Origin of the sequence: Streptomyces sp. S07_1.15 (assembly GCF_020739505.1) — a bacterium.
Taxonomy (GTDB): Bacteria; Actinomycetota; Actinomycetes; order Streptomycetales; family Streptomycetaceae; genus Streptomyces; species Streptomyces xinghaiensis.
Genome location: NZ_JAJBZK010000001.1, coordinates 1 through 26,140, shown reverse-complemented (window position 1 = coordinate 26,140; position 26,140 = coordinate 1). Strand labels below are relative to the sequence as shown.

Sequence of the window (26,140 nt, the reverse complement as noted above, 5' to 3'; positions counted from 1 at the left end):
GACACATGGCGACAGCAGAAGCGGCGGGCCCGCCCCCCGCCGCGGACCCCGCGGACGGCGGAGGCACGGAACAGCCGGCAGGGAAGCGGGGGCGCATGATCGCCCGCGGCTGGGTGCAGGCGGCGATCCTCGTGACCCTGGGCGGGTTCTTCGTCCTGGGATTCCTGGCCATCCGCACCTACCAGGCCGGGCCCCCGATCCCCGAGCGCACCGTCACCTCCGCCGGTGAAACGGTCTTCACCGGTGAGGACGTCCGCCGCGGCCAGGAGGTGTTCCTGAGCAACGGCCTGATGCAGTACGGCTCGATCTACGGCCACGGCGCCTACCTCGGCCCGGACTTCACGGCCGACTACCTCCACCGCAGCGCCACCCTGGTGCGGAAGGCCCACGGCGGGGCCGGCACGCCGGACGCCGCCGAGCGCACCGTCCGGGACTTCCGGACCAACCGCTACGACGAGAAGACGGGCACCCTCGTCTGGACCGACGAACAGGCCGCCGCCTTCGGCGAGCTCACCGAGCACTACGCCGATCTGCTCGGCAGCCCCGAGGGCAAGCAGGGCCTGCGGCCGAACGCGATCACCGACCCCGCCGACATCCACGACGTCACCGCCTACTTCGGCTGGTCGGCGTGGACCGCCGCCGCGGACCGCCCCGGCGAGGACTACTCGTACACCAACAACTGGCCCTCCGAGCCGCTGGTCGACAACGAGCCCACCGGCCACACGGTCACCTGGAGCGTCCTGTCGCTGATCTTCCTGCTGGTCGGCGCGGGTGCCCTGTTCGCCGCCTTCGGCCGCTGGAACTTCCTCGGCTGGCACGGCCGGGACCAGCGCGAGCTGCGCTTCCACGCCCCCGACCAGGTCCGGCTCACCCCGTCCCAGCGCGCCACCGCCTGGTTCTTCTTCGTCATGGCCGGGCTGTTCCTGGTCCAGACGCTGCTGGGCTCCGCCGCCCAGCACTACCGGGCCGACCTCGAAAGCTTCTTCGGCATCCCGCTCGACCAGTGGCTGCCCTACAACCTGACCCGTACCTGGCATGTCCAGCTCTCCATCTTCTGGGTCGTCACCTCCTTCCTGGCGATCGGCATCTTCATCATCCCGCTGATCGCCAAGGGCTGGGAGCCCCGCAGGCAGGCGCTGCTCACGCGGACCCTGCTCGGCGCCCTGGTCGTGGTGGTCGTCGGCAGCCTGCTGGGTGAACTCGCCGGCCAGCGCGGCTGGTTCGACGACCTCTGGAGCCTCTTCGGCAACCAGGGCTGGGAGTACCTGGACCTGGGACGCTTCTGGCAGACCCTGCTGGTGGTGGGGCTGACGATCTGGGTGGTCATCCTCTACCGCGGACTGCACCGCCGGCTGAAGCGGGAAAGCGTCGCGAACATGCCGTGGCTGTTCCTGCTGGCCGCGCTCGCCCTCCCCGCCTTCTACGCCGTCGGCCTGCTGGCCACCCCGCGCAGCGACTTCGTCGTCGCCGACTTCTGGCGCTTCATCGTGGTGCACCTGTGGGTCGAGGACTTCATGGAGCTCTTCACCACCGCCACGGTGGCCTACCTCTTCGTCCTGCTCGGCGTGGTGCGCGAGCGGGTCGCGCTCGCCGTCATCTTCCTGGACATCGTGCTCTACGGCGCGGGCGGCGTCATCGGCACCATGCACCACCTGTACTTCTCGGGTGAGCCGGCCGAACACCTCGCGCTCGGCGCGACGTTCTCCGCCCTGGAGGTCGTCCCGCTGCTCTTCCTCACCGTCGAGGCCTGGAGCTTCCTGAAGCTCGGGGCGCAGCGGCAGAGCAAGTCGGGCACGCCGTTCCCGCACCGCTGGGCCGTCATGTTCCTGGCCGCCGTGGGCTTCTGGAACTTCCTCGGCGCCGGGGTCTTCGGCTTCCTGATCAACCTGCCGATCGTCTCCTACTACGAGATGGGCACCGGCCTGACGGCGAACCACGCGCACGCCGCCATGATGGGCGTCTACGGCATGCTGGCCGTCGGCTTCGCCGTCTTCGCGCTGCGCTACCTCATCCCGGAGAAGCACTGGTCGGACCGCTGGCCGCGGATGGCGTTCTGGTCCCTCAACCTCGGCCTCGCCTGGATGTCCTTCGCCACGCTGCTGCCCGCCGGCGCCCTGCAGCTCTACGAGGTCGTGGAGAGCGGCTACGCCGACGCGCGCAGCCTCGGCTATCTGCAGGGTGACACCAACGTGTTCCTGGAGTGGCTGCGGCTCCCGGGCGACGTGGTGTTCATGGCCGGCGGCGTCCTGCCGGTGCTCTGGATGACCTGGCTCGGTGTACGGCACCGCGCCGGACGCACCCGGCACCCGGACGCGCCCGAGACCGCGCTGCTGTTCACCGAGGTGCTGCCGGACCCGGCGGACACGGCGGGTACCACGGAGCGGCCGGACCCGGCGCGGGTCCCGGCGCAGGCGGGCGCGCCCGGACCGGAGTCGGTGGAGCGCGCGGACGCCGCGGAGGGATCGCGGGACGAGGCCGGGGACACCGGCGGCCGCCCGGCGCCGGGACCGGTGGCCCCGTGAGCGGGGAGGCGCTCTTCGCCGCCGGATACGTCCTGGTCCTCCTGGCGGTCGCCGCGGGGCTGGAGGTCTACGGACGCCAGACGACCAGCGCCTGGGCGTCCCGGGTGTTCGCCGGCTACCGCCGCGCGGTGCCGGAGGCGCCCGAGCCCGCGGCCCCGGACGACTGGCCGCACTCGGAGGTGGGGCGCTTCCACCGGGTGGTGACCCTGTTCATCTCGGTGGTGGCCGTCGTCCTGGCCGCCGCGGAGCTCGTCCGCCACCACCGGCCGTCCGAGGCGGCGCTCCTCGCCGTGGTGTCGCTTCCGCACGTGCTGCTGGCGGTCTCGCTCGCGCGGAAGCTGCGGCGCGCGCCGTTCTCCCCGCCGGAGTGACACCCGGGTGACGACGCGGGAGCACCGGCCGGGACGCCGGCCGGTGCTCCCGGCGGGCTCCGGGCCCGCACCGCTCCACCTCGCCGTCCGGGCGGCCCGGAAACGGTAGAAACAGCAGGACTTGTTTCTACGTGTGCCACTTGTAACATCGTTGTATGCCGCGACACCAGCTCACCGATCCCGGAACCGGAACCCCGGCTCCAGCCCAGCGAGGCCGCCGGGCCGCCGTCCTCCGGTGCCTGCGCTCCTCCGGGGAGCCGCTCGGCGCGGCCGAGGTCGCCGAGCGGCTGGGCGTGCACCTCAACACCGCCCGTTTCCACCTGGACGCCCTGGTCGCCGAGGAACTGGCCGTGCGCGGCACGGCTCCCCGCACCGAGCCGGGCCGCCCGAAGATCGTCTACTCGGCGGCGGACGCCGGCGACGACGGCTCCCGCAGTTTCCGGCTCCTCGCCGACATCCTGGTCGGGGCGGTCTCCTCCACCGCCGGCGACCCGGCCGCCGCCGCCACCGACGCCGGCCGCGCCTGGGGCGGCTACCTGACCGAGGCCCCGGCCCCCACCGAGGCGGTCGGTGCCGGGGAGGGGCAGCGGCGGCTGGTGGAGAACCTGGAGAGCATGGGCTTCGTCACGGAGGCCGCCGAGGAGGACGGGGAACCCCGGATCCGGCTCCACCACTGCCCGTTCCTCGAGGTGGCCCGGCGCCGCCAGGACATCGTGTGCGGCATCCACCTCGGGCTGATGCAGGGGACGCTCGAGACCCTGCGGGCCCCGCTCGCGGTCGAGAGCCTGGAGCCGTTCGCCGCCGCGAACCTGTGCGTCGCCCGGCTGCGGCACACCGGCCCGCCCCCCGGCGCCGGCCGCTGAGGCGCGTGCCGCGGGGGCCGGACCCGGCACCTCCCGCGCCCGGTGCGGCCCCCCGGCCCGCCGCCCGCCCGCCCCGGGCCGGGGCCCGCGGTCCCGGCCGGGCTAGAACGGGTAGTGGGCGTGCCGGGTGGCGAGCGTGACCCAGCGGGTGTTGCTGAACGCCTCGATGCCCCAGCGGCCGCCGAACCGGCCGTAGCCGGAGGCCTTGAAGCCTCCGAAGGGCGCCTGCGGCTCGTCGGCGACGGACTGGTCGCCGACGTGGACGATGCCGGTGCGGATCCGGCGGGCGACCGTCAGCCCGTGGGTGCCGTTCTCGGTGATGATGCCGCAGGTGAGGCCGTTGTCGGTGTCGTTGGCGAGAGCGACGGCCTCGTCGTCGTCGGCGAAGGGGGTGACCACGCAGACCGGGCCGAAGGCCTCGCCGTGGTACAGCCCGGCCTCCCGGGGCACGTCGGTGAGGACGGTCGCCGGGTACACCGAGCCCTCGGGCTCGCCGCCACCCGTCAGGACGGTGGCGCCCTTGGCCACGGCGTCCTCCACCAGGGCCGCCACGCGCCGCGCCGCGGCGGGGGTGACCAGTGGTCCGATGACGGTGTGCGGCTCCTCGGGGCTGCCGCTGGGGAGTGCGGCGACCTTGGCGGTGAACTTCCGGGTGAACTCCTCGGCCAGCGAGGCGTGGACGAGGATCCGGTCGCCGGACATGCAGATCTGGCCGGAGTTCATGAAGACGCCGAACGCGGCCGCGTCCACCGCGTAGTCGAGGTCGGCGTCCTCCAGCACGATGATGGCGTTCTTGCCGCCCAGCTCCAGGACGGCGGGCTTGAGATGCGTGGCGGCGTGGATGCCGATGATCCGGCCGACCTCGGTGGACCCGGTGAAGTTGACCGAGCGGACCCGCGGATCGGCGATGAGCGCCTCGGCCACCTCGGCCGCGTCGGCGGGGTCGTTGGTGACGACGTTGAGGACGCCGTCGGGCAGCCCGGCCTCCCGCAGGATGTCGGCGATGAACAGGCCGCAGGAGACCGGCGCGTCCTCGCTGGGCTTGAGCACCACGGTGTTGCCCGCGGCGAGCGGGGCCGCGACGGCGCGCACGCCCAGGATGACGGGGGCGTTCCAGGGGGAGAAGGCCGCGACCACACCGACCGGTTCGCGTACGGCCAGGCCCAGCGCACCCGGCTCCTGGGCGGTCAGCACCTCACCGCGCGGAGCCGTGACGGCCGAGGCGGCCTCGCGGAACATCTGGGCGGCCAGCGCCACGTTGAAGCCGGCCCACGGCCGGGTGCCGCCCGCCTCGCCGGCCATGTGGGCGGCGGCCTGCTCGCTCCGCGACTCCAGCAGATCGGCCGCGTCCAGCAGGATCTTGCGGCGGGCGAAGGGGCTGACGGCCGCCCACTCCTCGAAGGCCGCGTCCGCCGCGTCCACGGCCCGGGTGACGTCCCCGGTCCCGGCGGCGGCGACGGTGGCGTACACCTCGCCGGTGTACGGGTTGACGTCCCGGGCCGTCCGGCCCGACGCGGCCGGTACGTCCTTGCCGCCGATCAGCAGTTCACGGTGGAGGGTCATCGCGGGATGTCCTTCAGGGCTCGAAGGGAAGGGGCGGTGAGGCATGGAGGCCGGCCCGGACGGGGGCCGGGACCAGGGCGCGCAGCCGCGGGCAGCCGAGGCGGATGCGGGCAGGCTGCGTTCGCCATGCGAACAAAGGTTCATTCGCAGCCAGGAGTCTGTCCGGGCACGCCGGTGATGTCAATGCAGGGCGGAACGACTGCTCCGATCATGGGAACGCCAGTGCGGCAGCCGAACGGCGCGCCCGGCCCGTCCCGTCAGACGGTGCCGGACGGGGCGGGGCCCAGGCCGTCCGGCGACGGCCCCCCGGGACCCCCGGCCGCCGGGCCGGACCCCTCGCCGGCCGGCGGCGCGGCAGCGGAACCGGGAGGGGCGGCGGCGGTGCCGGGCCCGGCCGGGTCGGCCGGGTCGGCGCGCGGAGGCGGCCCCGGCGCCGGATAGGCCAGGTGGACGAGGCGGGAGTGCTCCTGCCGCAGGTGCATCACCGACGCGAGGATGTACCCCACCAGCAGGACCAGCGTGGCGATGATCATGAGGGCGGCCGCCAGGATCGCCGTGGGGAAACGCGGCACGGTCCCCGTCCGGAGGAACTCCACGATCACCGGCACCCCCAGGACGACCGCGGCCATCGCCAGCAGGCCGGCGACCAGCGCGTGCACCAGCGAGGGCCGCTCCCGGCGCGCGAGGTTGAGGATGACGCCGAGGATGCGCCGGCCGTCCCGGTAGGTCCGCAGCTTGCTCTCGCTCCCGGCCGGCCGGCCCCGGTAGTCGACGGAGACCTCCGTGGTGGGGAGACGCAGGTTGAGCGCGTGGACCGTCATCTCCGTCTCGATCTCGAACTCCCGGGAGAGGGCGGGGAAGGACTTGACGAAACGCCGGGACAGGACCCGGTACCCGCTCAGCATGTCGGTCACGTCGTTGCCGAAGAGGACCCGCACCGCGCCGGTGAGCAGCCGGTTGCCGAAGGAGTGCCCCGCGCGGTAGGCGCTGCCCGTGGTCCCGCGGCGGGCCCCGAGGACCTGGTCGTAGGGGCCGCGGAAGAGCAGGTCGACCATCTCGCGGGCGCGCGAGGCGTCATAGGTGTCGTCACCGTCGATGATGAGCAGCGCGTCGGCGTCGACGTCGGCGAAGGCCCGGCGGATCACATTGCCCTTCCCCTTGCGGGGCTCCTCCCGGATGACCGCCCCGGCCTCCCGGGCGACCTCCGCCGTGCGGTCGGTGGAGTTGTTGTCGTAGACGTAGACGTCGGCCTCGGGAAGCGCCGCCCGCAGATCACGGACCACCTTGCCGACGGCGGCCTCCTCGTTGTGACACGGCACGACGCAGGCGATGGTCGGGCTCGGGCTCACGGCTCCTCCTCGGCTGGACGGACCCCGGACCATGGTGCGACACGGGGGAGCCCGGCCCGGGAAGGCACACCGCGACCGATATCTTCTGGTTTGTGTCGGTTGCCTCGGTCCTCACCTCATTGACGCTGCGCCTGCGCGACATCGTCCGGGGCGTCTGGCGCGAGGCCGCCAAGTTCGGGACCGTCGGCGCCCTGGCCTTCGTGCTCGACCACGGCGGCTACACCCTCCTCGTCTTCGGGCTCCCCGGCGGGGGCGGCGGCCCGATGCGGGACCTCCCCGTCCGCGCCTCCGTCCTCGCGACCGGCGCCGCCACGCTCTTCAGCTGGGCCGGGAACCGCTACTGGACCTACCGGAGCCGCCGCCGCGACAACATGGCCCACGAGCTGCTGCTCTTCACCGTGGTGAACGTCATCGGCATCGCCATCACCGCCGGGACCGTCCTCCTCTCCCGCCGGCTGCTCGGCCTCGACTCGGTGCTCAGCGACAACACCGCCCGTGTCTGCGGCTGGGCTGTCGCCACCCTGTTCCGGTTCTTCGCCTACCGCAGCTACGTCTTCACCGCCTCCTGACGCACGGCCCCGGCCGTGCCCGGGCCGCCCCCGGCCCGCTGCTAGCATCCCGCCTCATGGGACAAATCCGGCTATTCCTCCGCGAACGCCGCTGGATCTGGAGCCTGGGCCTCCTCGCCGCCGCCGGCTGCACGGCCACCGCCCTCGTCTTCGCCCCCGGGTTCATGAGCCCCGACAGCCTCTCCCAGTACCAGCAGGCCACCGGCCGGACCCCGCTGGCGGACTGGCACCCGCCGGTGCTGAGCCTGCTGTGGCGCGCGCTCATCGCCGTCACCGGGACCTTCGCCTCCCTGGCCGTCCTCCAGGCGGTCGTCCTGTGGGGATCCCTCTGGGTGGCCGCCTGCTGTGTCCGGGAACTGACCGGCAGCCGGCCCGGCTCCCTGGCCGTCCTCGCCACCGGCGCGGCCCCGCACGTCCTCACCTTCGCCGGAGTGGTGTGGAAGGACGTCCACATGGCCTACGCGCTGCTCGCCACCTGCGCCATCGCCCTCACCGGCCTCTGCCTGCGCAAGGCCGGCCCCGGCGCGCCGTGGGCGGCCGGCGCCCGGTGGACGCTGCTCGCGCTCGGGGTGCTCTTCCTGAGCTACGCCGTGCTGGTCCGCAAGAACGCGGTCCTCGCCGCCGTGCCCGTCTTCGTGCTCCTCGTCCTCGCCCTGTGGCCGCGCCCCTCCCGCCGGATCTGGCTGGTCGCCGCCGCCGCGCTCGCCGCCGGCCTCGCCGTGCCCACCGCCGCCATCTCACTGGCGGCCCGGCCCGTGGAGACGAGCCAGGTCTCCCAGGTCTTCCTCGACGATCTGCTGCACGTCCTGAGCGCGGACGAGCTCCGGGCCGCGCCCGTCCCCCCGGACCTCCGCGAGCGGCTGGTCACCTCGGCGGAGAAATGCCGCCGGGAGGGCGCCCTCTCGGACGCCTACTGGGCCTGCTACCGGCGCTCCCCGCGGGGGTTGGCCCCCGACGCGGAACAACTCCGTTCCCTGTGGGCCGAGGAGATGCCCCGTCACCTCCCCGGCTATCTCGCCTACCGCACCCAGGTCTTCGCCAAGCTGCTGTTCGAGCCGACCTACCAGTACCACGCCGGCATCAGCGCCAACGACCTCGGCCTGAAACCGTCCAACACCCGCCTGGCGGCCACGCTTGAGACCTATGTGAACGGAGCGGTGCGGGACCTGCCGCTGCTCTTCGCCGGCTGGTTCTGGCTCACCGTCGCCCTGGTCCTGGCCGTACGCCCCGGCCGGGGCCTCTTCGCCCTGCCCGTCCGCGCACTGGGCGTCAGCTCGGCGGCCTACATCCTCGGCTACTTCCCCATCGTGCCGGTGTCGGACTACCGCTACGTCTACTGGCCCGCCATCGCCGGCACCCTCGCCCTCCTCCTGCGGTGGCTGGAACGCGCCGCGCCCCCGGCGGCGGCCCCCGGGCCCGGCCCCGCCCGGGCCGCGCGGAGCGAGCCCGGCGGCGCCGTCCCCGACCCGGCCTGACGCCACCGGCGGTGGGCCGCCGCCTCAGCTCAGCTGGATGCCGATGACACAGGTGTCGTCGTCCGTGTCGGAGCGGCTGTGGGTCAGCAGCCGGTCCAGATACGTCTCCAGGTCACCGGCCGGGGAACCCACCGTGCTGATGAGCTGGTCGAGCGCGTTCTCCGTCGAGCGGTCGCGCCGCTCGATCAGGCCGTCGGTGTACATCAGCAGCCGGTCGTCGGGCTCCAGCTCCGTCCGGTGCTCCTCGTAGCGCGTCTCGGCGACGGCACCCAGCAGAATCCCCCGGGGCAGCGGCAGCGGGCCCGCCTCGGTGGCACGCACCAGGACGGGCGGCAGATGCCCGGCACGGGCCCAGCGCAGCGAACGGTCCCGCGGGTCGTACAGGGCGCAGATCGCCGTGGCCGTGACCTGGCTGGTGAGGTGGTACGTCACGCTGTTCAGCCAGGTCAGCAGCTGGCCGGGACCGGCGCCGGTGACGGCCAGGCCGCGCAGCGCGTTGCGCAGCACGACCATGCTGGTCGCCGCCGAGATGCCGTGCCCCGCGACGTCCCCGACACAGAGCAGGATCTGCTGCGAGGGCAGCACGGCCACGTCGTACCAGTCGCCGCCGACCAGGCTGTCGGTCTCCGCGGGCCGGTAGCGGACGACCACCCGCAGCCCCTCGGTGTCCAGCGGGCCGCGCGTCGGCGGCATGATCGCGTGCTGCAACTGCAGGGCGAGACGGCTGCGTTCGGCCGACTCCTGCTCGGTGTGCGCGAGCTGGTCGCGGGTGGCGGCCAGCGCGACCTCCGTCCAGTGCTGCGCGGAGATGTCCTGGAAGGCGCCGCGGACGGAGACCAGCTGCCGGCGCTGGTCGAGGACGGGCTCGGCGACCACCCGGATGTGCCGGGTGACCCCGTCGGGCCGCCGCATCCTGAAAGCCGTGGACGCCGGACGCCGGTGGTGGAGGAGAGTCCGCAGAAACCGGCCGATCGTGATGGCGTCGTCCGGATGGGCGTAATCCGGGAGCCGCTCCAGCGGGACGGGGCGCGAGGTGGGCGGGAGCCCGAACAGGGCGTACATCTGGCTGTTCCAGCTGATGCCCTCCGCTCCCGCGTGCTCCTCGAACCCGCCGAGACGGCCCAGCCGCTGGGCGTGCTGCAGAAGGCTCGCCAGCCGGGCCGCCTCGTCCTGCACCCGCCAGATGAGCAGCAGGTTCTCCCCGTGGCGGCTGATGCTGACACTCGCCGCCGAGCTGATCGGGACATCGTCCACGAGCGTGGTCAGCCGCATGTGGTCGCCGCGGAAGGGCTCGCCCGTGGCGTAGACGTGCTCCAGCTTCTCGAACAGGCCGCTCGCCTCGGCGGCCAGCGGATACGCCTCCAGCACCAGGGCGCCGAGGATCGCGCTGCGCGGCCGCCCGCCGATGTCGATGAACACCGGGTTGACGTGGTGGATGCGGAAGTCGCCGAGCAGGCCCTCCGGGTCCAGATGCGGACGGAGCACCAGCGCGGCGTCCCGCAGCCCGTCGGCCAGGTCCACCAGCTCCGGCCAGTGGCGGTCGGGGGCCTCGGCGGGGCCGGCGGCCGCCCCCGTCGCCTGGTGCGCCTCCAGGGTGTGCGCGCACAGCTCCGCCAGAGCCTCGATCTGCCGCCGCACCTGCGGGGGCTGCGGCCCCGCCAGCGGCTTGGGCCAGCAGATCTCCAGCACCGCCTGGATCCGCCCGCCGGTGCCGGCCGGCACGGCCACCCGGCCGCCGTCGGGGTTCTCCTGCCGCCCGATGGACGGCAGGCCCGACGCCGACAGCCGGTCGAACCACACGGTGCGCAGTTCGGTGAGCGCGCGCCGGGCCGGGGTGGCGACACCGGGCGGGACGTAGCGCCAGCGCCGGGCCTCCTCACCGGTGAAACCGGCCGAGCCGGCCAGTGTCAGGGAGGCGTCCGGGCCCGCCGACCAGATGGCCACACCGGTGGCGTCGAGCGGCGCCAGCGCGTGCTCCAGGATCGACTGCGCCGCCGCCTGGGTGTCGCTCGCCGCCAGCGCCCCGCTCTCCGCGCTCCGCAGGGAGACGGCGGGCGTCGGGCGCCGGCCGGGCTCGCGCCCCGCCTCGGAGACGAACCGGACCGCCGCCTCGGCCACCCGGTCGCGGGCCGCCTGGTTGATGACCTCCGCCGCGAGTTCCAGCTGGTCCGCCCCCGCCTGCTCGGCGAGGACGGCGAGTTCCCGCGCCGCCTGGGCCGGGCTGCACCGCAGCCGTTCCACGAAGATGCCCTTGGCCAGCTCGATCAGGGCCCTGCCGTCGGCCGCCGCGTGCGCCTCGCGCACCTCGCGGCGGAGCCGCTCGACGGTGGCCGCGAGCCGGCTGACGCCCGGATCGGCCGCCGCGCCGGCCCCGCCGGGGTCCGGGCCGTACGGGGCCGGGGCAGAGGGCGGCCCGGAGGGACCGGGCTCCGCCGCGGCTTCCGGCTCCGCCGCGGGGGAACGCGGGGGCGGCGGGGCGCTCGGCCGGCCCGGCTCCCCGGGACGCTGGGAGGGGTGCACGGGTCTCGCCGCTCCTGGAGTGGGGTCGTGGTCGCCCGGGCCGCCGGGGCCGGGCTCTGCGGGGTGCGGGATGCGCGGCCTCACACCCGCAGCCACCGTCTGACGCAGGCGATCAGCTCATGGGCGTCCACCGGCTTGGTGATGTAGTCGCTGGCCCCCGAGGCGAGGCTCTTCTCCCGGTCGCCCTGCATCGCCTTGGCCGTCACCGCGATGACCGGCAGCCCGGCGTGGGCGGGGATCCCGCGGATGGCGGCGGTCGCGGCGTAACCGTCCATCTCCGGCATCATCACGTCCATCAGCACGACGTCGACCGAGGGGTGCGCGGCCAGCATCTCCAGGCCCCGGCGGCCGTTCTCCGCGTGCAGCACCCGCATGCCGTGGAGCTCGAGGATGCCGGTCAGCGCGTAGACGTTCCGGGCGTCGTCGTCGACCACCAGGGCGGTACGGCCCGACAGCGAGGTGTCGATCTCCGCGCCGGCCGGCGGACCGGACTCCCCGGGACGCACCAGCGGCAGCACGTCGCCCGGCTCCTCCGCGGACAGATGCAGCGTGACGCGCTCGCGCAGCTCGTCCAGGCTGGAGAGCAGCTCCAGCGGCCGGCTGCCGGCACGCTCCTCCAGGCTCCGCTCCTGCTCCGCCTCCAGCCGGCGGCTGTTGTGGGCCAGCACGGGGACGCCACCCAGCGCGGAGTCGCCGTCCATCGCCTCCAGGATCCGCAGCGCCTCACCGCCCGGCATGTCCAGTTCGAGGACGACGCAGTGGCACGGGTGCGTGGCCAGCGCGCTCGCCGCCTCCTGGGCCCCCGCGACGGTGACCACGTCGACGGGGCCGTGCGGACCGGTGAGGCCGTGGTCGCCGGAGAGGCCGGCCACGGCGTTCTCGGCGACCAGGGACAGCAGGCCGCGGGGCTGCTTCTCGATCACCAGCAGCCGCTTGCGGCGGCGGACGCCGTCCGCCGCCGGGCGGGAACCCGGGCCGGGCGCGCCCGTGGCGGCCGCCGCGTCCGGGGCCCGCTCCGGAGCCGGGGCGGGAGCGCCGGAGCGGGCGAGCCCGGCGCTGAAGTCCGGGTGGGCCACCGGCAGATAGAGCGTGAAGACGCTGCCGGAGCCGGGGGAGCTCGCGGCGGTGATGCCGCCGCCCAGCAGATGGGCGATCTCCCGGCTGATGGACAGGCCCAGCCCGGTGCCGCCGTATTTGCGGCTGGTGGTGCCGTCCGCCTGCTGGAAGGCGCCGAAGATCGTCTCCAGCTGCTCCGCGGAGATGCCGATGCCGGTGTCCCTGACGCGGAAGGCGACGGCGGGGGAGCCGCGGTGGACCGATCCGGGCAGCTCGTCCTCCCGGGCCGGCTCGATCCACAGCTCCACACCGCCCTGCTCGGTGAACTTCACCGCGTTCGACAGGAGGTTGCGCAGCACCTGCCGGAGCCGGGAGTCGTCGGTGACCAGGTCCACCGGCACCCCGGGGGCCGTGCCGACGTGGAAGTCCAGGCTCTTCTGCGAGGTGAGCGGGCGGAAGGTCGCCTCGACGTAGTCGAGCAGCCGGCGCAGCGGCAGCCGCTCGGGGGCGACGTCCATCTTCCCGGCCTCGACCTTGGACAGGTCCAGGATGTCGTTGATCAGCTGCAGCAGGTCGGACCCGGCGGAGTGGATGATGCCGGCGTACTCGACCTGCTTGGGCGTGAGGTTCCGGGTCGGGTTCTGCGCCAGCAGCTGCGCCAGGATCAGCAGGCTGTTGAGCGGGGTGCGCAGCTCGTGGCTCATGTTGGCCAGGAACTCCGACTTGTAGGTGGAGGCCAGGGAGAGCTGCTGGGCGCGCTCCTCCAACTCCTGCCGGGCCTGCTCGATCTCCAGGTTCTTGGCCTCGATGTCCCGGTTCTGCGAGACCAGCAGCGCGGCCTTCTCCTCCAGTTCCGCGTTGGACCGCTGCAACTCCTCCTGCTGGACCTGGAGTTGCTCGGAGCGGGCCTGCAGTTCACCGGCCAGCCGCTGCGACTCGCCGAGCAGCTCGTCGGTCCGGGCGTTGGCGATGATGGAGCCGATGTTGACGCCGATGGTCTCCATCAGCTGGTCCAGGAACGCCCGGTGGACGGGGGTGAAGTCGGTGACGGACGCCAGCTCGATCGCGCCGAGCACCTGGTCCTCCACGACGATGGGCAGGATCATCAGGCTCCTGGGCCGGGCGGAGCCCAGGCTGGAGGAGATGGTGACGTACCCGTCGGGCAGTTCACCGACGGCGATCGTGCGCCGGCTGCGGGCGGCCTGGCCGATCAGGGAACGGCCCAGCGGGAACTGGGCCGGCCGCCCCGGGTCCGCCGGGTAGCCGTAGGAGCCGATCAGGGACAGCTCGGTGCCGCCGGGGCCGTCCTCGGCGAGATAGAAGGTGCCGTACTGGGCGCCGACCAGCGGGGCCAGCTCGTCCATCACCAGCTCGGCGACGACGTCCAGCTCCCGGTGGCCCTGCATCAGCCCGGATATCCGGGCGAGGTTGGTCTTGAGCCAGTCCTGTTCCCGGTTGGCGCGGGTGGTCTCCCGCAGGGACTCCACCATGGAGTTGATGTTGTCCTTGAGCTCGGAGACCTCGCCCGAGGCGTCGACGTTGACCGACCGGGTCAGGTCGCCCTCGGCGACGGCGCCGGCCACCTCGGCGATGGCCCGCACCTGGCGGGTGAGGTTGCCCGCGAGCTCGTTGACGTTCTCCGTCAGCCGCTTCCAGGTGCCGGAGACCCCCTCGACCTCGGCCTGGCCGCCGAGCCGGCCCTCACTGCCGACCTCGCGGGCGACCCGGGTCACCTCGGCGGCGAAGGACGACAGCTGGTCCACCATGGTGTTGATGGTGGTCTTGAGCTCCAGGATCTCGCCGCGGGCGTCGACATCGATCTTCTTCGACAGGTCGCCGTTGGCGACGGCCGTGGTGACCAGGGCGATGTTCCGCACCTGACCGGTCAGGTTGTTGGCCATCGAGTTGACGTTGTCGGTGAGGTCCTTCCAGGTGCCGGCCACGTTCGGGACCCGCGCCTGGCCGCCGAGGCGGCCCTCGGTGCCGACCTCGCGGGCGACCCGGGTCACCTCGTCGGCGAAGGCCGAGAGCGTGTCGACCATCGTGTTGATGACACCGGCGAGCGCGGCCACCTCGCCCTTCGCCTCGACGGTGATCTTCTGCGACAGGTCGCCCCTGGCCACGGCGGTGGCCACCTGCGCGATGGACCGCACCTGGCCGGTCAGGTTGGACGCCATCACATTGACGTTGTCGGTCAGGTCCTTCCAGGTGCCCGAGACCCCGCGCACGGTCGCCTGGCCGCCGAGGTTCCCCTCGGTGCCGACCTCCCGGGCCACGCGGGTCACCTCGCCGGCGAAGGCGGAGAGCTGGTCGACCATCGTGTTGATGGTCTCCTTGAGCTCCAGGATCTCGCCGCGCGCGTCCACCCGGATCTTCTGCGACAGATCGCCCTGGGCGACGGCCGTCGTGACCTGGGCGATGGACCGCACCTGCGCGGTGAGGTTGTCGCCCATGACGTTGACGGACTCGGTGAGGTCCTTCCAGGTGCCGGAGACGCCCTTGACGTCGGCCTGGCCGCCGAGCCTGCCCTCGGTGCCGACCTCGCGGGCGACGCGGGTCACCTCGTCGGCGAAGGCGGAGAGCTGGTCGACCATCGTGTTGATGGTGTTCTTCAGCTCCGATATCTCGCCCTTGGCCGGGACGTTGATCTTCTGGGAGAGGTCGCCCTTGGCCACGGCGGTGGCCACCTGGGCGATGGACCGCACCTGCGCGGTGAGGTTGCCCGCCATGAAGTTGACGGAGTCGGTCAGGTCCCGCCAGGTGCCGGAGACGCCCTTGACGTCGGCCTGGCCGCCCAGACGTCCCTCGGTGCCCACTTCGCGGGCGACGCGCGTCACCTCGTCGGCGAAGGACGACAGTTGGTCGACCATCGTGTTGATGGTGTTCTTCAGCTCCAGGATCTCGCCGCGGGCGTCGACGGTGATCTTCTGGGAGAGGTCGCCCTCGGCGACGGCGGTCGTCACCTGGGCGACACTGCGGACCTGGTCCGTGAGATTGCCCGCCATGAAATTCACGGAATCGGTCAGATCCCGCCAGACACCGCCGACTCCGGGAACCCTGGCCTGGCCGCCGAGCCGGCCCTCGCTGCCGACCTCGCGGGCGACCCGGGTCACCTCCGAGGTGAACAGCGACAGTTGGTCGACCATGCCGTTGAAGACCGTGGCGATCTCCCCGAGCAGGCCGTCGACCTCGTCCGGAAGCCGGGTGCCGAAGTCCCCGTCGCGCACGGCGGTCAGCCCGGCGAGCAACTGCCGCAGCTCGGGCTCACCCACCGGTCCCGCACCCTGTGCGGCCGTGCCCCGCGCCCCCGGACGTGGTCCGTTACCCGCCATAGCCGCCCTGCTCCCTCTCACTCGCCCGTCCGCAGCGTTCGGACAGGCGCCGGTCGAGAGCCTGCCGGTGATGCGGGGATCACGGGGAAGTCCACCACGGTGGACAGAACCCTTGTCGAAACGGCCACTCCGCGCACCGTGCACGGCAAACCACGAAAAAGGTTATCTCACCTTTTGACGCTCATCGGCACCCCGAACCCGGCCGGAAAACGCCGGGAACGGGAGGCGGGAACGGGAGACGGGAAGGGGAGAGCCGCGGCCCGCCGGGTGCGCCCCGGCGGCGGTCAGGACCGTGCGAGCCAGGCCCGGCACAGCCACCAGGCGTCGACGGCCCCGAAGGTCCCCGCCGGGTCGATCCCGGTGACGGCGGAGAAGCGCTGGATCCGGTTGCGGACCGTATTGGGGTGCACGAACAGCCGCTCCGCCGCCGCCGGCACATCCCGGTCGGCCTCCAGCCAGGCGCGGACGGCGAGAGCCACCGGCCCGGCGTTCGCGCCCAGCCCGGTCAGCGCCGCCTCGTGACGGTCGAGCAGCACCGCCGCCAGGTCGGCCCGGTCCACCACCGCTGCGAGGGCCGCCACCTCGGCGATGTGCACCACCCCGGACCGCCCGGCCGCCTCGGCGGCCGCGAGGGCGGCCACCGCCAGACGCCGTACGAAGGCCAGGCCCTCCGGGTCACCGGGCCCGGCGAGCCCGGCCGCCGCCCCCGCCCGGACGGCTCGGGCGGTACGGGCCGGGGGCCGCCGGGCGTGCACGGCGACCAGCAGACCGTCCACCAGCGCCGACAGCACCGGGGCGCCGGGGTCGCGCGGCGCCCGCTCCGGGGCGGCAGCGGCGTCCTCGGGCCGGGCCACCAGGACCCACAGCCCGCCGGCCGCCGGCAGACCCGCCTCGGCGGCCGCCAGCGCGGCCGCCGAACCGCCGGCGAACAGCCGCCGCAGCAGCGCCGCGTCCCGCCCGCCGCTCGGCGGTTCCCGGTCGGCCCCGGTGGCGCGGTGCGCGGTGATCAGCCGGCCCCGTACGGCCTCGGCCCAGTCGTCGTACAACTCCCGCGCGTCCAGCAGCCGTTCGGGGGCCACCCTGGCACCGGCGGCCAGTTCCCGGGCCCGGGACCAGATCGCCCGCTCGGCCACGTGGACGGCCGCCAGGACGGACTCGATGGACACCCCCTGGCGGGCACGCGTCACCGCCAGCTCCTCCACGAACGACAGCTCCGCCTCCGTCGGCCCCCGGCGGGCCGCCAGGGCCCGGGTGGCCGCGGCCAGCAGCGCGCGGGTGTGCCCGGCGATGTCGGCGGAGGGAAGGGCCGCGATCTCCTGCACCATCGTGCGGACGGTGGCCACCACGGAGGGCAGCAGGTCGTCCTCGCCGACGACCCGCTCGATGAGATCGACCACGGGGGGCCAGTCGTCGCGCGCGTGCATCCGGTCATCCTGCCCGCCCTTGTGACCGGGAACAATCCGGCACCCGAATCGGGTGACGCACGCCATGTCCCGGCCCGTGGGCCGCGCCTACGGTTGGGTCCCACCACAGACGGACCGCGGCCCGCCCTCCGCGGCCCGCCGTGCCCGTGCCCCGGCAGCGCCCCCCCGCCGGGGCCGGCGGCGGGGGAAGGAGCGACCCCGTCCCCGCCCCTTGCCCCGCCGCCTCCCCTTCCCCCGGTTCCCCAGGAGACGCCCCCATGCCCCCTCCCCGCCGTGCCGCCGTGATCGGCGCCGGAGCGGCCGGACTCGCCGCCACCAAGGCCCTCCTCGACGCCGGAGCCGACGTCGTCACCTACGAGAAGGGCGACCGGCCCGGCGGGCTGTGGGCCCGCGGCAACAGCAGCGGCCTCTCCCCGGCCTACGCCTCGCTCCACCTCAACACCAGCAAGGGGCGCACCCAGTTCGCGGACTTCCCGATGCCGGCGGAGTGGCCGGACTACCCGTCGGCCGACCTCGTGGCCGGATACCTCGCCGACTACGCCGAGACCTTCGGCCTCACCCCGCACATCCGCTACGGCACCACGGTCGCCTCCGTCGAACGCGAGAACGGGACGGAGACCGGGGCGGAGACCGGGGCGGAGACCGGGGCGGGGCACGCCTGGCGCGTCACCACCGAGGCCGGCGACACCGGCCGGTACGACGCCGTCGTGGTCGCCAACGGCCACAACTGGGACCCCCGGCTGCCCGAACCCGGCTACCCCGGCACCTTCACCGGCACCGTGATGCACGCCCACGACTACCGCACCGCCGACGTCTTCCGGGACCGCCGGGTGCTCGTCGTCGGCATGGGCAACTCCGCCATGGACATCGCCGTCGACGCCTCGTACACCGCCCGCGGCCCGGTGCTGCTCTCGGCCCGCCGCGGCGTGCACATCGTGCCCAAGTACCTGTTCGGCCGCCCGGCCGACGCGACCGGCGGCGCCCTGTCCGTCCTGCCCTGGCGGCTCCGCCAGCGGATCGCCGAGACCCTCCTCGGGCTGGCTGTGGGCCGCCCGCAGCGCTACGGGCTCCCCGCCCCGGCCGGCGGCCTCTTCCAGAACCACCCCACCATCAGCGACACCATCCTGCACCGCCTCACCCACGGCGAGGTGGCCGCGCGCCCCGGCCTCGACCGCTTCGAGGGGGATCGCGTGGTCTTCACCGACGGCCGTTCCGACCCGGTCGACGTGCTCGTCTGGGCCACCGGCTACCGCGTCACCATCCCGTTCCTCTCCCCCCGCTGGACCGGCGGGGACCCCGAGCAACTGCCCCTCTACAAGAGGGTGTTCCATCTCGACGACCCCGGTCTGGCGTTCGTCGGGCTGATGCAGTCCACCGGCGCCGCCCTTCCCGTCGTCGAGGCCCAGGCCAAGCTGGCCGCCGCCCGGCTGGCCGGCGACTACGCCCTGCCCCCGGCGGCGGAGCAGCGGCGCTCCACCGACCGCGACCTGCGGGAGGCCACCGCGCGCTGGGGGAGCGACCGGCGGCCGCGGATGCGGATCGACTTCGACCGCTACATCGCCGGGCTGTCCCGGGAGATGAAGGCCGGGCGCGCCCGCGCGCGGCGCGGTGCCGCCCGTCCGGCCGCCCCGGCCCGCCGCGCGGAGAACACCGAGGAGAACACCGAGGAGAACACCCGGGAGAGCACCGAGGAGAGCACCGTATGAGCACCGGCCCCCGTACCGCCGCCACCGCCCGCACCACTCCCGGGGCCGCCCTCGCCGCCCTGCTCGGCGGCGGCCGCCGCGACGCGCGCGGCCTGCGGGTCCTCGTCACGGGCGCCTCCGGCACCTTCGGCCGGGCGCTCTCCGCCCGGCTCACGGAGCTCGGCGCACATGTCGTCGGCCTGGACCTCGCCCCCCGCCCGGACGACCCGGCCGAGGTCCTGGCCTGCGACCTCACCGACGACACGGCCGTGCCCGGGGCGGTGGCCGCCGCCCTCGCCCGGCTCGGCGGCCTGGACCTGCTGATCAACAACGCCGGCACCGGCGGGCCCGCCCCCGCCGAACTCCCGCCCGGCGACGAGGTCCGCCGCCAGCTCGACATCAACCTGCTCGGCGCCTGGCGCGTGACGGCCGCCTGCGTGGACGCCCTGGTGGCCTCCCGGGGCCGGGTCGTCATGGTCTCCTCCCGGATGGCCGTCCTGCAGCTGCCCCTGGCCGCGGCGTACGGCGCCTCCAAGCGTGCGCTGGTCGCGTACGCCGACGCGCTCCGCCTGGAGATCGGCACCCACGTCGGCGTCAGCTGCGTCTACCCCTCGGCGGTGCGCAGCCCCATCCACGACTCGACCGCCGCGGCCGGGCTGTCCCTGGAGGGAATGAGCAGTTACGAACCGCTGGAGGGCGTGGTGGACGCCGTGCTCAAAGCCGGGCTCGGCCGCCGGGTCCGGCGCGACCTGGCGACCACCCGGCGGGGCGCCGCCGAGATCTTCCTGGCCCGCCATCTGCCGTCGCTCACCGACCGGATCGTCGCCCGCACCCTGGCCGGCCGCGTCCGGGCCGGAGCCTTCGAGGGCGCGGAGCCGGCCGCCGGAGTCGTCCGGCGCCATCGCCGGGCGGACCGGCCGTGACCGCCCAACCGGACCCGCTGACCCGGGAACCGGCCGGACAGGCCGGGCCCCCGCGGCGGGCGCGGGCCGGCGACCTCATGGCGTACGCCACCGGCTCGGTCGGCATGGGGGTCTGGGTCACCGTCCCCGGACTCCTCCTGCTGTACTTCCTCACCCACACGCTGGGCGTCTCGCCGTTCCTGGCCGGGCTGACGCTTCTCGTACCGAAGATCGTCGACGCGCTGGTCCACCCGCTGCTGGGCTCCCTCTCCGACCGGCAGGCGCGCCGCGACGGGCACCGGCGGGGCATGCTCCGCTGGGGACTGCTGCTGGCGCTCGCCATGGCCGCCCTGTTCACCGTGCCCGCGGGCCTCACCGGGACGGGGGCCGCGCTGTGGGTCGGCGGCTGGTACATCGCCGGCAACCTGCTCTTCGCCTGCTTCCAGGTGCCGTATCTGACGACACCCTCCGACCTGCGCATCGGCTACCACGAGCGCACCCGGGTCTTCATGTTCCGGATGCTCTTCCTGACCCTGGGGCTCCTCGCCTCCGGGGTCGCGGCACCGGCCCTGGTCGCCTCGGGGACCCGCGGGGACTACTCCCTGATGGCGGCGGTGCTGGCGGTGGGCATGGCCGTCTCCGGGGTGGCCGGCCTCGCGGGCGTCCGGCGGCTCACCGGCCGCTGCGGCTTCCGCCCGCCCGGCGCGCACGCGCACTCCGTCCTCGGGGACCTGCGCGTCGCCGGACGGGACCGCGACTTCCGGGCGCTGGTCCTGTCGTACTTCTTCACCGGCACCACCACACACCTGTTCCTCGCGGCACTGCCCTTCTACACCCGCTACGTCTTCGGGGACAGCGGCCTCACCCCGGTCTTCATGGGCGGCTTCCTCGCCCCGGCCGTGATCGCCGGCCCCGGCTGGCTGTGGCTCTCGCGGCGGATCGGCAAACAGCGCGGACTGCTGCTGGCGCAGGGGGCGTTCATCGCCGGTTCGCTGGGCCTGCTGCTGGGCGGGACGGCGGGCACGGCCTTCACGGTCCTCGTGGTGGTGGCCCTCGGCACCGCCTTCGCCGGGCTGCAGCTGCTGGCCTTCTCGATGGTGCCGGACGCGGTGGCCGCCGCCGAGACCCGGGGCACGGCCCGCGCAGGCGCGTACACCGGGGTGTGGACGGCGACCGAGGCGACGGGCACGGCCGCCGGTCCGTATGTGTACTCCGCGGTGCTCGCCCTCGGGGGCTTCGTCTCCACCACGGAGGGACACCTGGTGGCGCAGCCGGACTCCGCGCTCACGGCGCTGCTTCTCGGCTTCACCGTCCTCCCCGCCGCGCTGATGGCGGTTGCCGTCGCCTTCCAGCGCCGCTGCGGCCTGGACGGGGCGGCGGAACGCTGACCCGCGGGCCCCGTCCGCGCCCCGTCCGCGCCCCGTCCCACCCGGCCCGTACGGCCGGTACGGCGGGGCCGCCCGGACGGGGGCGTACGCCCCGGGCCGCAGCGGTGCCGCCCGGTGCCGGCGTTCGGCTGCGCACCGGGGCGGCGGGGTTCCACGATGGAGGGGACAGCCGCCGGCTCCCCGGGACCCGGGGCGGAAGGGGAACCGGGGACCGCCGGGAGAACGCCGGCCCGTTCCGGGAGGAAGCCGCCGATGCAGAATCTGCCCGAGCACGTCATGGACCGGATCCGGGCGCTGGAGCGCCAGGTCCACCGGCTCACCGAGTACGTCAGCAACGAGCCCGGTGCGGCACCCGCGGCCGGTGCCGCCTCCGCGCCACCGGAGCGGGAGACGGCACCGGAGGGCGCGGGCACCGAGCCGGAGACGCGGCCCCCGCGGGCGGACGGCGGCCGCGCCGACGGCACTTGAGCTCTGTGAGGCAACGCCCGCCGCCCGCCGACCGCCCGGCCGGACCCGGGCCCGGCCCCGCCGCTCAGGAGCCGTCGCGCAGCACCGGGCGGAGGGCCCCGATCACCGCCGGGTCCTCGATGGTCGACGGCAGCGCGGGGTCGCCGCCGTCGGCGATGTCCCGCATGGTGCGGCGCAGGATCTTCCCCGAACGGGTCTTCGGCAGCCCCGCGACGACATCGATCCGCCGCAGCGCCGCGACCGGGCCGATCTGCTCGCGGACGGCGGCCACGAGTTCCGCGGCGATCTCCTCGGCGGGCCGGTCCACGCCCGCCTTGAGCACCACGAGCCCGCGCGGCACCTGGCCCTTGAGGTCGTCCCGCACCCCGATCACGGCGCACTCGGCGACGTCCGGGTGCCCGGCGAGCACCTCCTCCATCGCACCGCTGGAGAGGCGGTGCCCGGCGACGTTCAGCACGTCGTCGACGCGTCCCATGATGTAGACGTAGCCGTCCTCGTCCTTGCGGCCGCCGTCCCCCGACAGGTAGTAGCCCTCGTAGACGGAGAGATAGGAATCGATGTACCGCTGGTCGTCGCCCCAGAGCGTGGGCAGGGTGCCGGGCGGCAGCGGCAGCTTGAGGGCCACGGCGCCGTCGGTGCCGTCCGGCACCTCCCGGCCGTCCTCGCCGAGGATGCGGACGTCGTAGCCGGGGACCGGCAGGGTGGGGGACCCCGGCTTGGTCGGGTGCGGCTCCAGGCCCATGGGGTCGGCGACGATCGGCCAGCCGGTCTCCGTCTGCCACCAGTTGTCGACCACCGGGACACCGAGCAGGGCGCCCGCCCAGTGGTAGGTCTGCGGGTCGAGCCGTTCGCCGGCCAGGAAGAGGACGCGCAGCGAGCCGGTGTCGTAGCGGGCGAACAGCTCGCCCTCCGGGTCCTCCTTCTTGACCACGCGGATCGCCGTGGGCGCCGTGAAGAGCGTCTTGACGCCGTGGTCGGCGACGACCCGCCAGAAGGCGCCGGCGTCCGGGGTGCCGACCGGCTTGCCCTCGTAGAGGACGGTGGTGCAGCCGGCGAGCAGCGGCCCGTAGACGATGTACGAGTGGCCGACGACCCAGCCGACGTCGGAGGCGGCCCAGAAGACCTCACCCGGGTGGGTGTCGAAGATGTTCCGCAGGGACCAGCGCAGCGCCACCGCGTGCCCGCCGTTGTCCCGGACCACGCCCTTGGGACGGCCCGTCGTCCCGGAGGTGTAGAGGATGTACAGCGGGTCGGTGGCGGCGACCGGGGTGCAGCCCACCGGCTCGGCGCCGGCCACCGCCTCCGCCCAGTCCGCGTCCCGGCCCTCGGTGAGCGCGGCGGTGTGCTGCGGCCGCTGGAGCACCAGGCAGCGCTCCGGACGGTGAGCGGCCTGTTCGAGGGCCGAGTCGAGAAGCGGCTTGTACGGAACGGTGCGGGACGGCTCGATCCCGCAGGAGGCGGTCAGCACCACCTTCGGCCGGGCGTCGTCGATCCGCACCGCCAGCTCGTGCGCGGCGAAACCGCCGAAGACCACCGAGTGGACCGCGCCGATCCGGGCGCAGGCCAGCATCGCGACGGCCGCCTGCGGGACCATCGGCATGTAGATGACGACGCGGTCCCCCTTGGCCACTCCCCAGGAGGACAGCAGACCGGCCAGCCGGGCGGTCTCGTCGCGCAGTTCCCGGTAGGTGAGCCGGGTGACGGTGCCGGTGACGGGGCTGTCGTGGATGATCGCGAGCCGGTCCCCGTGACCGGCCTCCACATGGCGGTCCACGGCGTTGTGGCAGGTGTTCAGCTCGCCGTCCGGGAACCAGCGGTACAGCGGTGCGCGGGAGGCGTCGAGCGCCTTCGACGGCGGAACCGTCCAGTCGATCTCGCGGGCGGCGTCCAGCCAGAAGCCCTCGGGGTCCTCGATGCTCCTGCGGTGGGCGGCCGCGTAGGCACCCGGCCGGGAGGCTTCCGAAGAGGTCACTGCCATACCACTGTCCTTTCTCACGGGGACCGCGGGAGGGGCGGTTCCCCTCGCGTCCGGCGCGGCAGCGGCCGCCGTGCCGGAGACGGGCTCGGGGTGTGGGGGAGGAGGCGCGGGGAGAGTCGGGGAGGGCCGTCGCCGTGCCGTCGCCGTGCCGCCCGGCCCCCCGGCCTGCGGCGCGGCACGACCCGGACCGGCTGATCGGACAAGGTAGCACCCCCCTGTGCTGGCGGAACCTCCGAGGCGCCGGGGCGTTCCCGGATGGTGCGGGCGGTCGCGGGGGAGCGGCCGAGGAGGGCTCCGGACGGACCGGGTCCGGGCCAGGCGGACGCTTCCATGCGGCGCCATGGGCGCGCCTCAGCCGCCCCGGAACCGGATCGTCCGGCTGCGGCGGCCGGGGGCTGGGTAGGTTCCGGTCATGAGTGAAGCCGTGGACGCAGACGAACTCCTCCGCCGGATCAGGGTCGCCCGGGACTGGGCGGTGGAGCAGGAAGCCGGAGCCAGGGAGCAGGCCGGCGGAGGAGGTGAGACGGATTCTCTGGCTGCGAGCATCAACTACGCCGCTTTCTCGGCGGTCCGTGAGGTCCTGGACGTGATCATCACCCCGGGTGGCCACTCGCGGTAGGCGGCACCGGTCCCCGCCGCCCCGGCCACGGGGGTGCGGGGCTCTTCCGGCCTTGTCCGGCGGCGGGACCGGGCGGTGGCCGTTCCGGGCGGTGCTCCGGCCGGGTGGTCTCCCGGTGTTCGCCGCTCCCCGGCCGCGCGGCACAGGCCCGGCCCGGCAGCTCACGGCAGGCACCGTTAGGGGACCGGGACCGGGACCGGGACCGGGAGCGGCCCGGTGCCCGGGAGGCCGGCCGGGCCGGTCGAGGGCGGGGGCGCACCGGAGCCCTGCTGTGGCCGGCCGGCACACACCGCTCCTGGAAGGGAATCGCGAACCCGCCGAGCGGCGAGGGGTTCTTGGCTACGGTGGTGACCGTGACCGTGATCGATGCCGAGGACGTGCGCCGTATCGCGCTTTCCCTCCCGGAGACCGTGGAGAAGGAAGCGTGGAGCATGCCCACCTTCCGTGTCGCGGGGAAGATGTTCGTCACCGTCCCCGACGACGAGACGTCCTTCGCGGTGCGCTGTCCCCGGCATGAGCGGACGGAGCTGATCGCCGCCGAGCCGGAGAAGTTCTGGATACCGCCGCACGAGGCCGGTTCGGCCTGGGTGCGTGTCCGGCTGGCCGCGCTGGAGGATCTCGGCGAGCTGCGCGACATCCTCGTCGACTCCTGGCAGCAGGCGGCGCCGGGACGCCTCGTGGAAGCCTTCCCCACCCGGTGTCCCGGGGCGGGCGGGGGCTGAGGGGCGGACACCGGGACCCGGCGTGTCCGGTTCCGGCCCGTGAAGGGGCCACCTCTCCGGCCGCCGCGAGGGCGCCGGACCCGGGGCCCCTCAACCGGCCGCGTTCCGGTCCGGCCGGTCCTCGAGGAGCGCGCGCTCGGCCGGCGCCAGGGCGCTCACCCGGGGCAGCGCGGGGCGCGGCGCGCGATCCACCGGGAGGAGCTCTCTCGCCGCCTGCTTCTCCGGCTGGAGCGAGCGGCGTCGGGGGCGGGCCGATTGATGGATTGGGGCTGGTTCCGGGTGGGCAGGGAGCGGGGGTGTGTCATGTACACGCGCCTGCCTTTCCCCCACAAGGAGGACGTCCATGCCTGTCCGTAGGTTCGCCCGCGGCTTCGCCGCCGCTTTCACACTGGCTTTCGCCCTGGTCGGGGGGCAGGCCACGGCCGCCCCTTCCGATGTGTCCGGGGGCAGCGCCGCCGCTGCCCGTGTGGTCACCTATGACGCGAGCGCGTCGGCGGAGTTCAAGAGCGCGGTCGACCGGGGCGCGGCGATCTGGAACGAGAGCGTCGACGGGGTGGAGCTGCGTCCCGTCGAGGCCGGCCGGCGCGCCAATATCCGGGTCCTGGCCGACAACGGCTGGCCCCGCGCACAGACCACGTCGCTGGGCAACGGGACGGTCTACATGGGTCGGCAAGCGGTCGACCAGGGGTATGACACGGTGCGGATCTCCTCGCACGAACTCGGTCACATCCTGGGCCTGCCGGACCGCAAGCCGGGTCCGTGTTCGAGTCTGATGTCGGGGTCCAGCGCGGGAACGGCGTGTACCAACCCCTACCCGAACGCGGCGGAGAAGGCGGAGGTCGAGGGCAACTTCGGCGGTGTGCTTCGGCGGTCGGTGGGAGCGTTGGCTCCGATGGTGTACACGGACTGATCCGCGGGCGCGCGTCGGTGCCGACGCGGTGGTGCTGCGCGAGGCCGATCGCCTGCTCCAGGTGCTGGCCGGCCGGATTCTCCCTCTCCGGGGGCGTCTTCGGCTGCACGCTTCTGGTGTGCGACGGGGCCCCGCGTGTCGTCCTGTCTTTCGCGGCCGGCGTCGCCGGAGCGGTGCCGGTCCTGCGCACGGCCCGGGACCGGCTCGCCGCCCAGGGCCCGTTGTCCGCGACGGTGCCCCGGCGCCGCGGCCGCTGGGCCGGGCTCGGCGGGTTGTTTCCCCGACGCAGGATCCGGGAGGCGGCCCGCCGGGCCCGCCCGGGCCCGTCGCATCAGCTGTTCGCCGCACGCGGGCATTCCAGCACTGCTTCGGGCGCGTTTCCGGGGCCAGTGGTCCGCCCTGAACGGCATCCCGCCGACCGTAT

The 26,140-nt window shown here is 74.2% G+C and carries 18 protein-coding genes; 12 read left to right on the top strand and 6 right to left on the bottom strand.

Features of this window, described 5'->3' with window-relative positions:
• Window positions 1-5 precede the first annotated feature (5 nt).
• The 3 genes from LIX60_RS00090 to LIX60_RS00080 all read left to right on the top strand — a co-directional run bounded on the left by LIX60_RS00090 (window position 6) and on the right by LIX60_RS00080 (window position 3,756).
• Window positions 6-2,522, top strand: a complete 2,517-nt coding sequence (locus LIX60_RS00090) for a nitric-oxide reductase large subunit (protein ID WP_227956606.1) — start codon at window positions 6-8, stop codon at window positions 2,520-2,522.
• A complete protein-coding gene (locus tag LIX60_RS00085) occupies window positions 2,519-2,893 on the top strand; it encodes a hypothetical protein (RefSeq protein WP_227956605.1) in 375 nt (124 codons plus the stop codon). The genes LIX60_RS00090 and LIX60_RS00085 overlap by 4 nt, the downstream gene beginning before the upstream one ends.
• 155 nt (window positions 2,894-3,048) lie before the next feature.
• Window positions 3,049-3,756 (top strand): metalloregulator ArsR/SmtB family transcription factor, encoded by a 708-nt coding sequence (locus tag LIX60_RS00080; protein WP_227956604.1) that lies wholly within the window; start codon window positions 3,049-3,051, stop codon window positions 3,754-3,756.
• 102 nt (window positions 3,757-3,858) lie between these two features.
• Here LIX60_RS00080 and LIX60_RS00075 read toward each other — a convergent pair whose 3' ends face one another.
• Window positions 3,859-5,319 (bottom strand): aldehyde dehydrogenase family protein, encoded by a 1,461-nt coding sequence (locus LIX60_RS00075; RefSeq protein WP_227956603.1) that lies wholly within the window; start codon window positions 5,317-5,319, stop codon window positions 3,859-3,861.
• 257 nt (window positions 5,320-5,576) lie between these two features.
• Window positions 5,577-6,668 carry a glycosyltransferase family 2 protein gene (locus LIX60_RS00070; RefSeq protein ID WP_227956602.1) on the bottom strand — a complete coding sequence of 364 codons (1,092 nt, stop codon included), beginning with the start codon at window positions 6,666-6,668 and terminating at the stop codon, window positions 5,577-5,579.
• 92 nt (window positions 6,669-6,760) lie between these two features.
• Here LIX60_RS00070 and LIX60_RS00065 point away from each other — a divergent pair, with 92 nt between their 5' ends.
• The gene (locus LIX60_RS00065; RefSeq protein ID WP_227956601.1) at window positions 6,761-7,237 is read left to right on the top strand and encodes a GtrA family protein; all 477 of its coding nucleotides are present in this window, start codon (window positions 6,761-6,763) and stop codon (window positions 7,235-7,237) included.
• Window positions 7,238-7,293: 56 nt separating this feature from the next.
• On the top strand, window positions 7,294-8,712 hold the full coding sequence (locus LIX60_RS00060; RefSeq protein ID WP_227956600.1) for a hypothetical protein: 1,419 nt from the start codon (window positions 7,294-7,296) through the stop codon (window positions 8,710-8,712).
• A gap of 24 nt (window positions 8,713-8,736) precedes the next feature.
• On the opposite strand, the gene LIX60_RS00055 is transcribed toward LIX60_RS00060, so the two are convergent.
• The 3 genes from LIX60_RS00055 to LIX60_RS00045 all read right to left on the bottom strand — a co-directional run bounded on the left by LIX60_RS00055 (window position 8,737) and on the right by LIX60_RS00045 (window position 17,044).
• Window positions 8,737-11,232: a SpoIIE family protein phosphatase gene (locus tag LIX60_RS00055; RefSeq protein ID WP_227956599.1), complete on the bottom strand. Its 2,496-nt coding sequence runs from the start codon at window positions 11,230-11,232 to the stop codon at window positions 8,737-8,739.
• An 80-nt stretch (window positions 11,233-11,312) separates the two neighbouring features.
• Complete coding sequence (locus LIX60_RS00050) at window positions 11,313-15,620, bottom strand: HAMP domain-containing protein (RefSeq protein WP_227956598.1); 4,308 nt, start codon at window positions 15,618-15,620, stop codon at window positions 11,313-11,315.
• 284 nt (window positions 15,621-15,904) lie between these two features.
• On the bottom strand, window positions 15,905-17,044 hold the full coding sequence (locus tag LIX60_RS00045) for a helix-turn-helix domain-containing protein (RefSeq protein ID WP_227956597.1): 1,140 nt from the start codon (window positions 17,042-17,044) through the stop codon (window positions 15,905-15,907).
• A gap of 257 nt (window positions 17,045-17,301) precedes the next feature.
• Between LIX60_RS00045 and LIX60_RS00040 the strand changes: the two genes are divergently transcribed.
• The 4 genes from LIX60_RS00040 to LIX60_RS00025 all read left to right on the top strand — a co-directional run bounded on the left by LIX60_RS00040 (window position 17,302) and on the right by LIX60_RS00025 (window position 21,487).
• Entirely contained in the window at window positions 17,302-18,750 is a 1,449-nt protein-coding gene (locus LIX60_RS00040) for an NAD(P)/FAD-dependent oxidoreductase (RefSeq protein WP_265584769.1), read from the top strand.
• Complete coding sequence (locus tag LIX60_RS00035) at window positions 18,747-19,652, top strand: SDR family oxidoreductase (RefSeq protein WP_265584768.1); 906 nt, start codon at window positions 18,747-18,749, stop codon at window positions 19,650-19,652. Before LIX60_RS00040 ends, LIX60_RS00035 begins: the two co-directional genes overlap by 4 nt.
• Window positions 19,649-21,019: an MFS transporter gene (locus LIX60_RS00030; protein WP_227956596.1), complete on the top strand. Its 1,371-nt coding sequence runs from the start codon at window positions 19,649-19,651 to the stop codon at window positions 21,017-21,019. Before LIX60_RS00035 ends, LIX60_RS00030 begins: the two co-directional genes overlap by 4 nt.
• A 252-nt stretch (window positions 21,020-21,271) precedes the next feature.
• Complete coding sequence (locus LIX60_RS00025) at window positions 21,272-21,487, top strand: hypothetical protein (protein ID WP_227956595.1); 216 nt, start codon at window positions 21,272-21,274, stop codon at window positions 21,485-21,487.
• Window positions 21,488-21,551: 64 nt separating this feature from the next.
• On the opposite strand, the gene LIX60_RS00020 is transcribed toward LIX60_RS00025, so the two are convergent.
• Window positions 21,552-23,465, bottom strand: coding sequence for a propionyl-CoA synthetase (locus LIX60_RS00020; RefSeq protein ID WP_227956594.1), 1,914 nt, complete (start codon window positions 23,463-23,465; stop codon window positions 21,552-21,554).
• 412 nt (window positions 23,466-23,877) lie between these two features.
• On the opposite strand from LIX60_RS00020, the gene LIX60_RS00015 reads away from it, so the two are divergent.
• The 3 genes from LIX60_RS00015 to LIX60_RS00005 all read left to right on the top strand — a co-directional run bounded on the left by LIX60_RS00015 (window position 23,878) and on the right by LIX60_RS00005 (window position 25,716).
• A complete protein-coding gene (locus tag LIX60_RS00015) occupies window positions 23,878-24,084 on the top strand; it encodes a hypothetical protein (RefSeq protein ID WP_227956593.1) in 207 nt (68 codons plus the stop codon).
• Between the two features lie 359 nt (window positions 24,085-24,443).
• Window positions 24,444-24,806: an MmcQ/YjbR family DNA-binding protein gene (locus LIX60_RS00010; RefSeq protein ID WP_227962552.1), complete on the top strand. Its 363-nt coding sequence runs from the start codon at window positions 24,444-24,446 to the stop codon at window positions 24,804-24,806.
• Between the two features lie 343 nt (window positions 24,807-25,149).
• Window positions 25,150-25,716 carry a snapalysin family zinc-dependent metalloprotease gene (locus LIX60_RS00005; protein ID WP_227956592.1) on the top strand — a complete coding sequence of 189 codons (567 nt, stop codon included), beginning with the start codon at window positions 25,150-25,152 and terminating at the stop codon, window positions 25,714-25,716.
• Window positions 25,717-26,140 lie beyond the last annotated feature (424 nt).

Coding starts and splice junctions, on each gene's coding strand:
- LIX60_RS00090 (WP_227956606.1), top strand. CDS start 6: ATGGCGACAGCAGAAGCGGCGGGCCCGCCCCCCGCCGCGGACCCCGCG.
- LIX60_RS00080 (WP_227956604.1), top strand. CDS start 3,049: ATGCCGCGACACCAGCTCACCGATCCCGGAACCGGAACCCCGGCTCCA.
- LIX60_RS00075 (WP_227956603.1), bottom strand. CDS start 5,319: ATGACCCTCCACCGTGAACTGCTGATCGGCGGCAAGGACGTACCGGCC.
- LIX60_RS00060 (WP_227956600.1), top strand. CDS start 7,294: ATGGGACAAATCCGGCTATTCCTCCGCGAACGCCGCTGGATCTGGAGC.
- LIX60_RS00050 (WP_227956598.1), bottom strand. CDS start 15,620: ATGGCGGGTAACGGACCACGTCCGGGGGCGCGGGGCACGGCCGCACAG.
- LIX60_RS00045 (WP_227956597.1), bottom strand. CDS start 17,044: ATGCACGCGCGCGACGACTGGCCCCCCGTGGTCGATCTCATCGAGCGG.
- LIX60_RS00040 (WP_265584769.1), top strand. CDS start 17,302: ATGCCCCCTCCCCGCCGTGCCGCCGTGATCGGCGCCGGAGCGGCCGGA.
- LIX60_RS00035 (WP_265584768.1), top strand. CDS start 18,747: ATGAGCACCGGCCCCCGTACCGCCGCCACCGCCCGCACCACTCCCGGG.
- LIX60_RS00025 (WP_227956595.1), top strand. CDS start 21,272: ATGCAGAATCTGCCCGAGCACGTCATGGACCGGATCCGGGCGCTGGAG.
- LIX60_RS00020 (WP_227956594.1), bottom strand. CDS start 23,465: ATGGCAGTGACCTCTTCGGAAGCCTCCCGGCCGGGTGCCTACGCGGCC.
- LIX60_RS00015 (WP_227956593.1), top strand. CDS start 23,878: ATGAGTGAAGCCGTGGACGCAGACGAACTCCTCCGCCGGATCAGGGTC.
- LIX60_RS00005 (WP_227956592.1), top strand. CDS start 25,150: ATGCCTGTCCGTAGGTTCGCCCGCGGCTTCGCCGCCGCTTTCACACTG.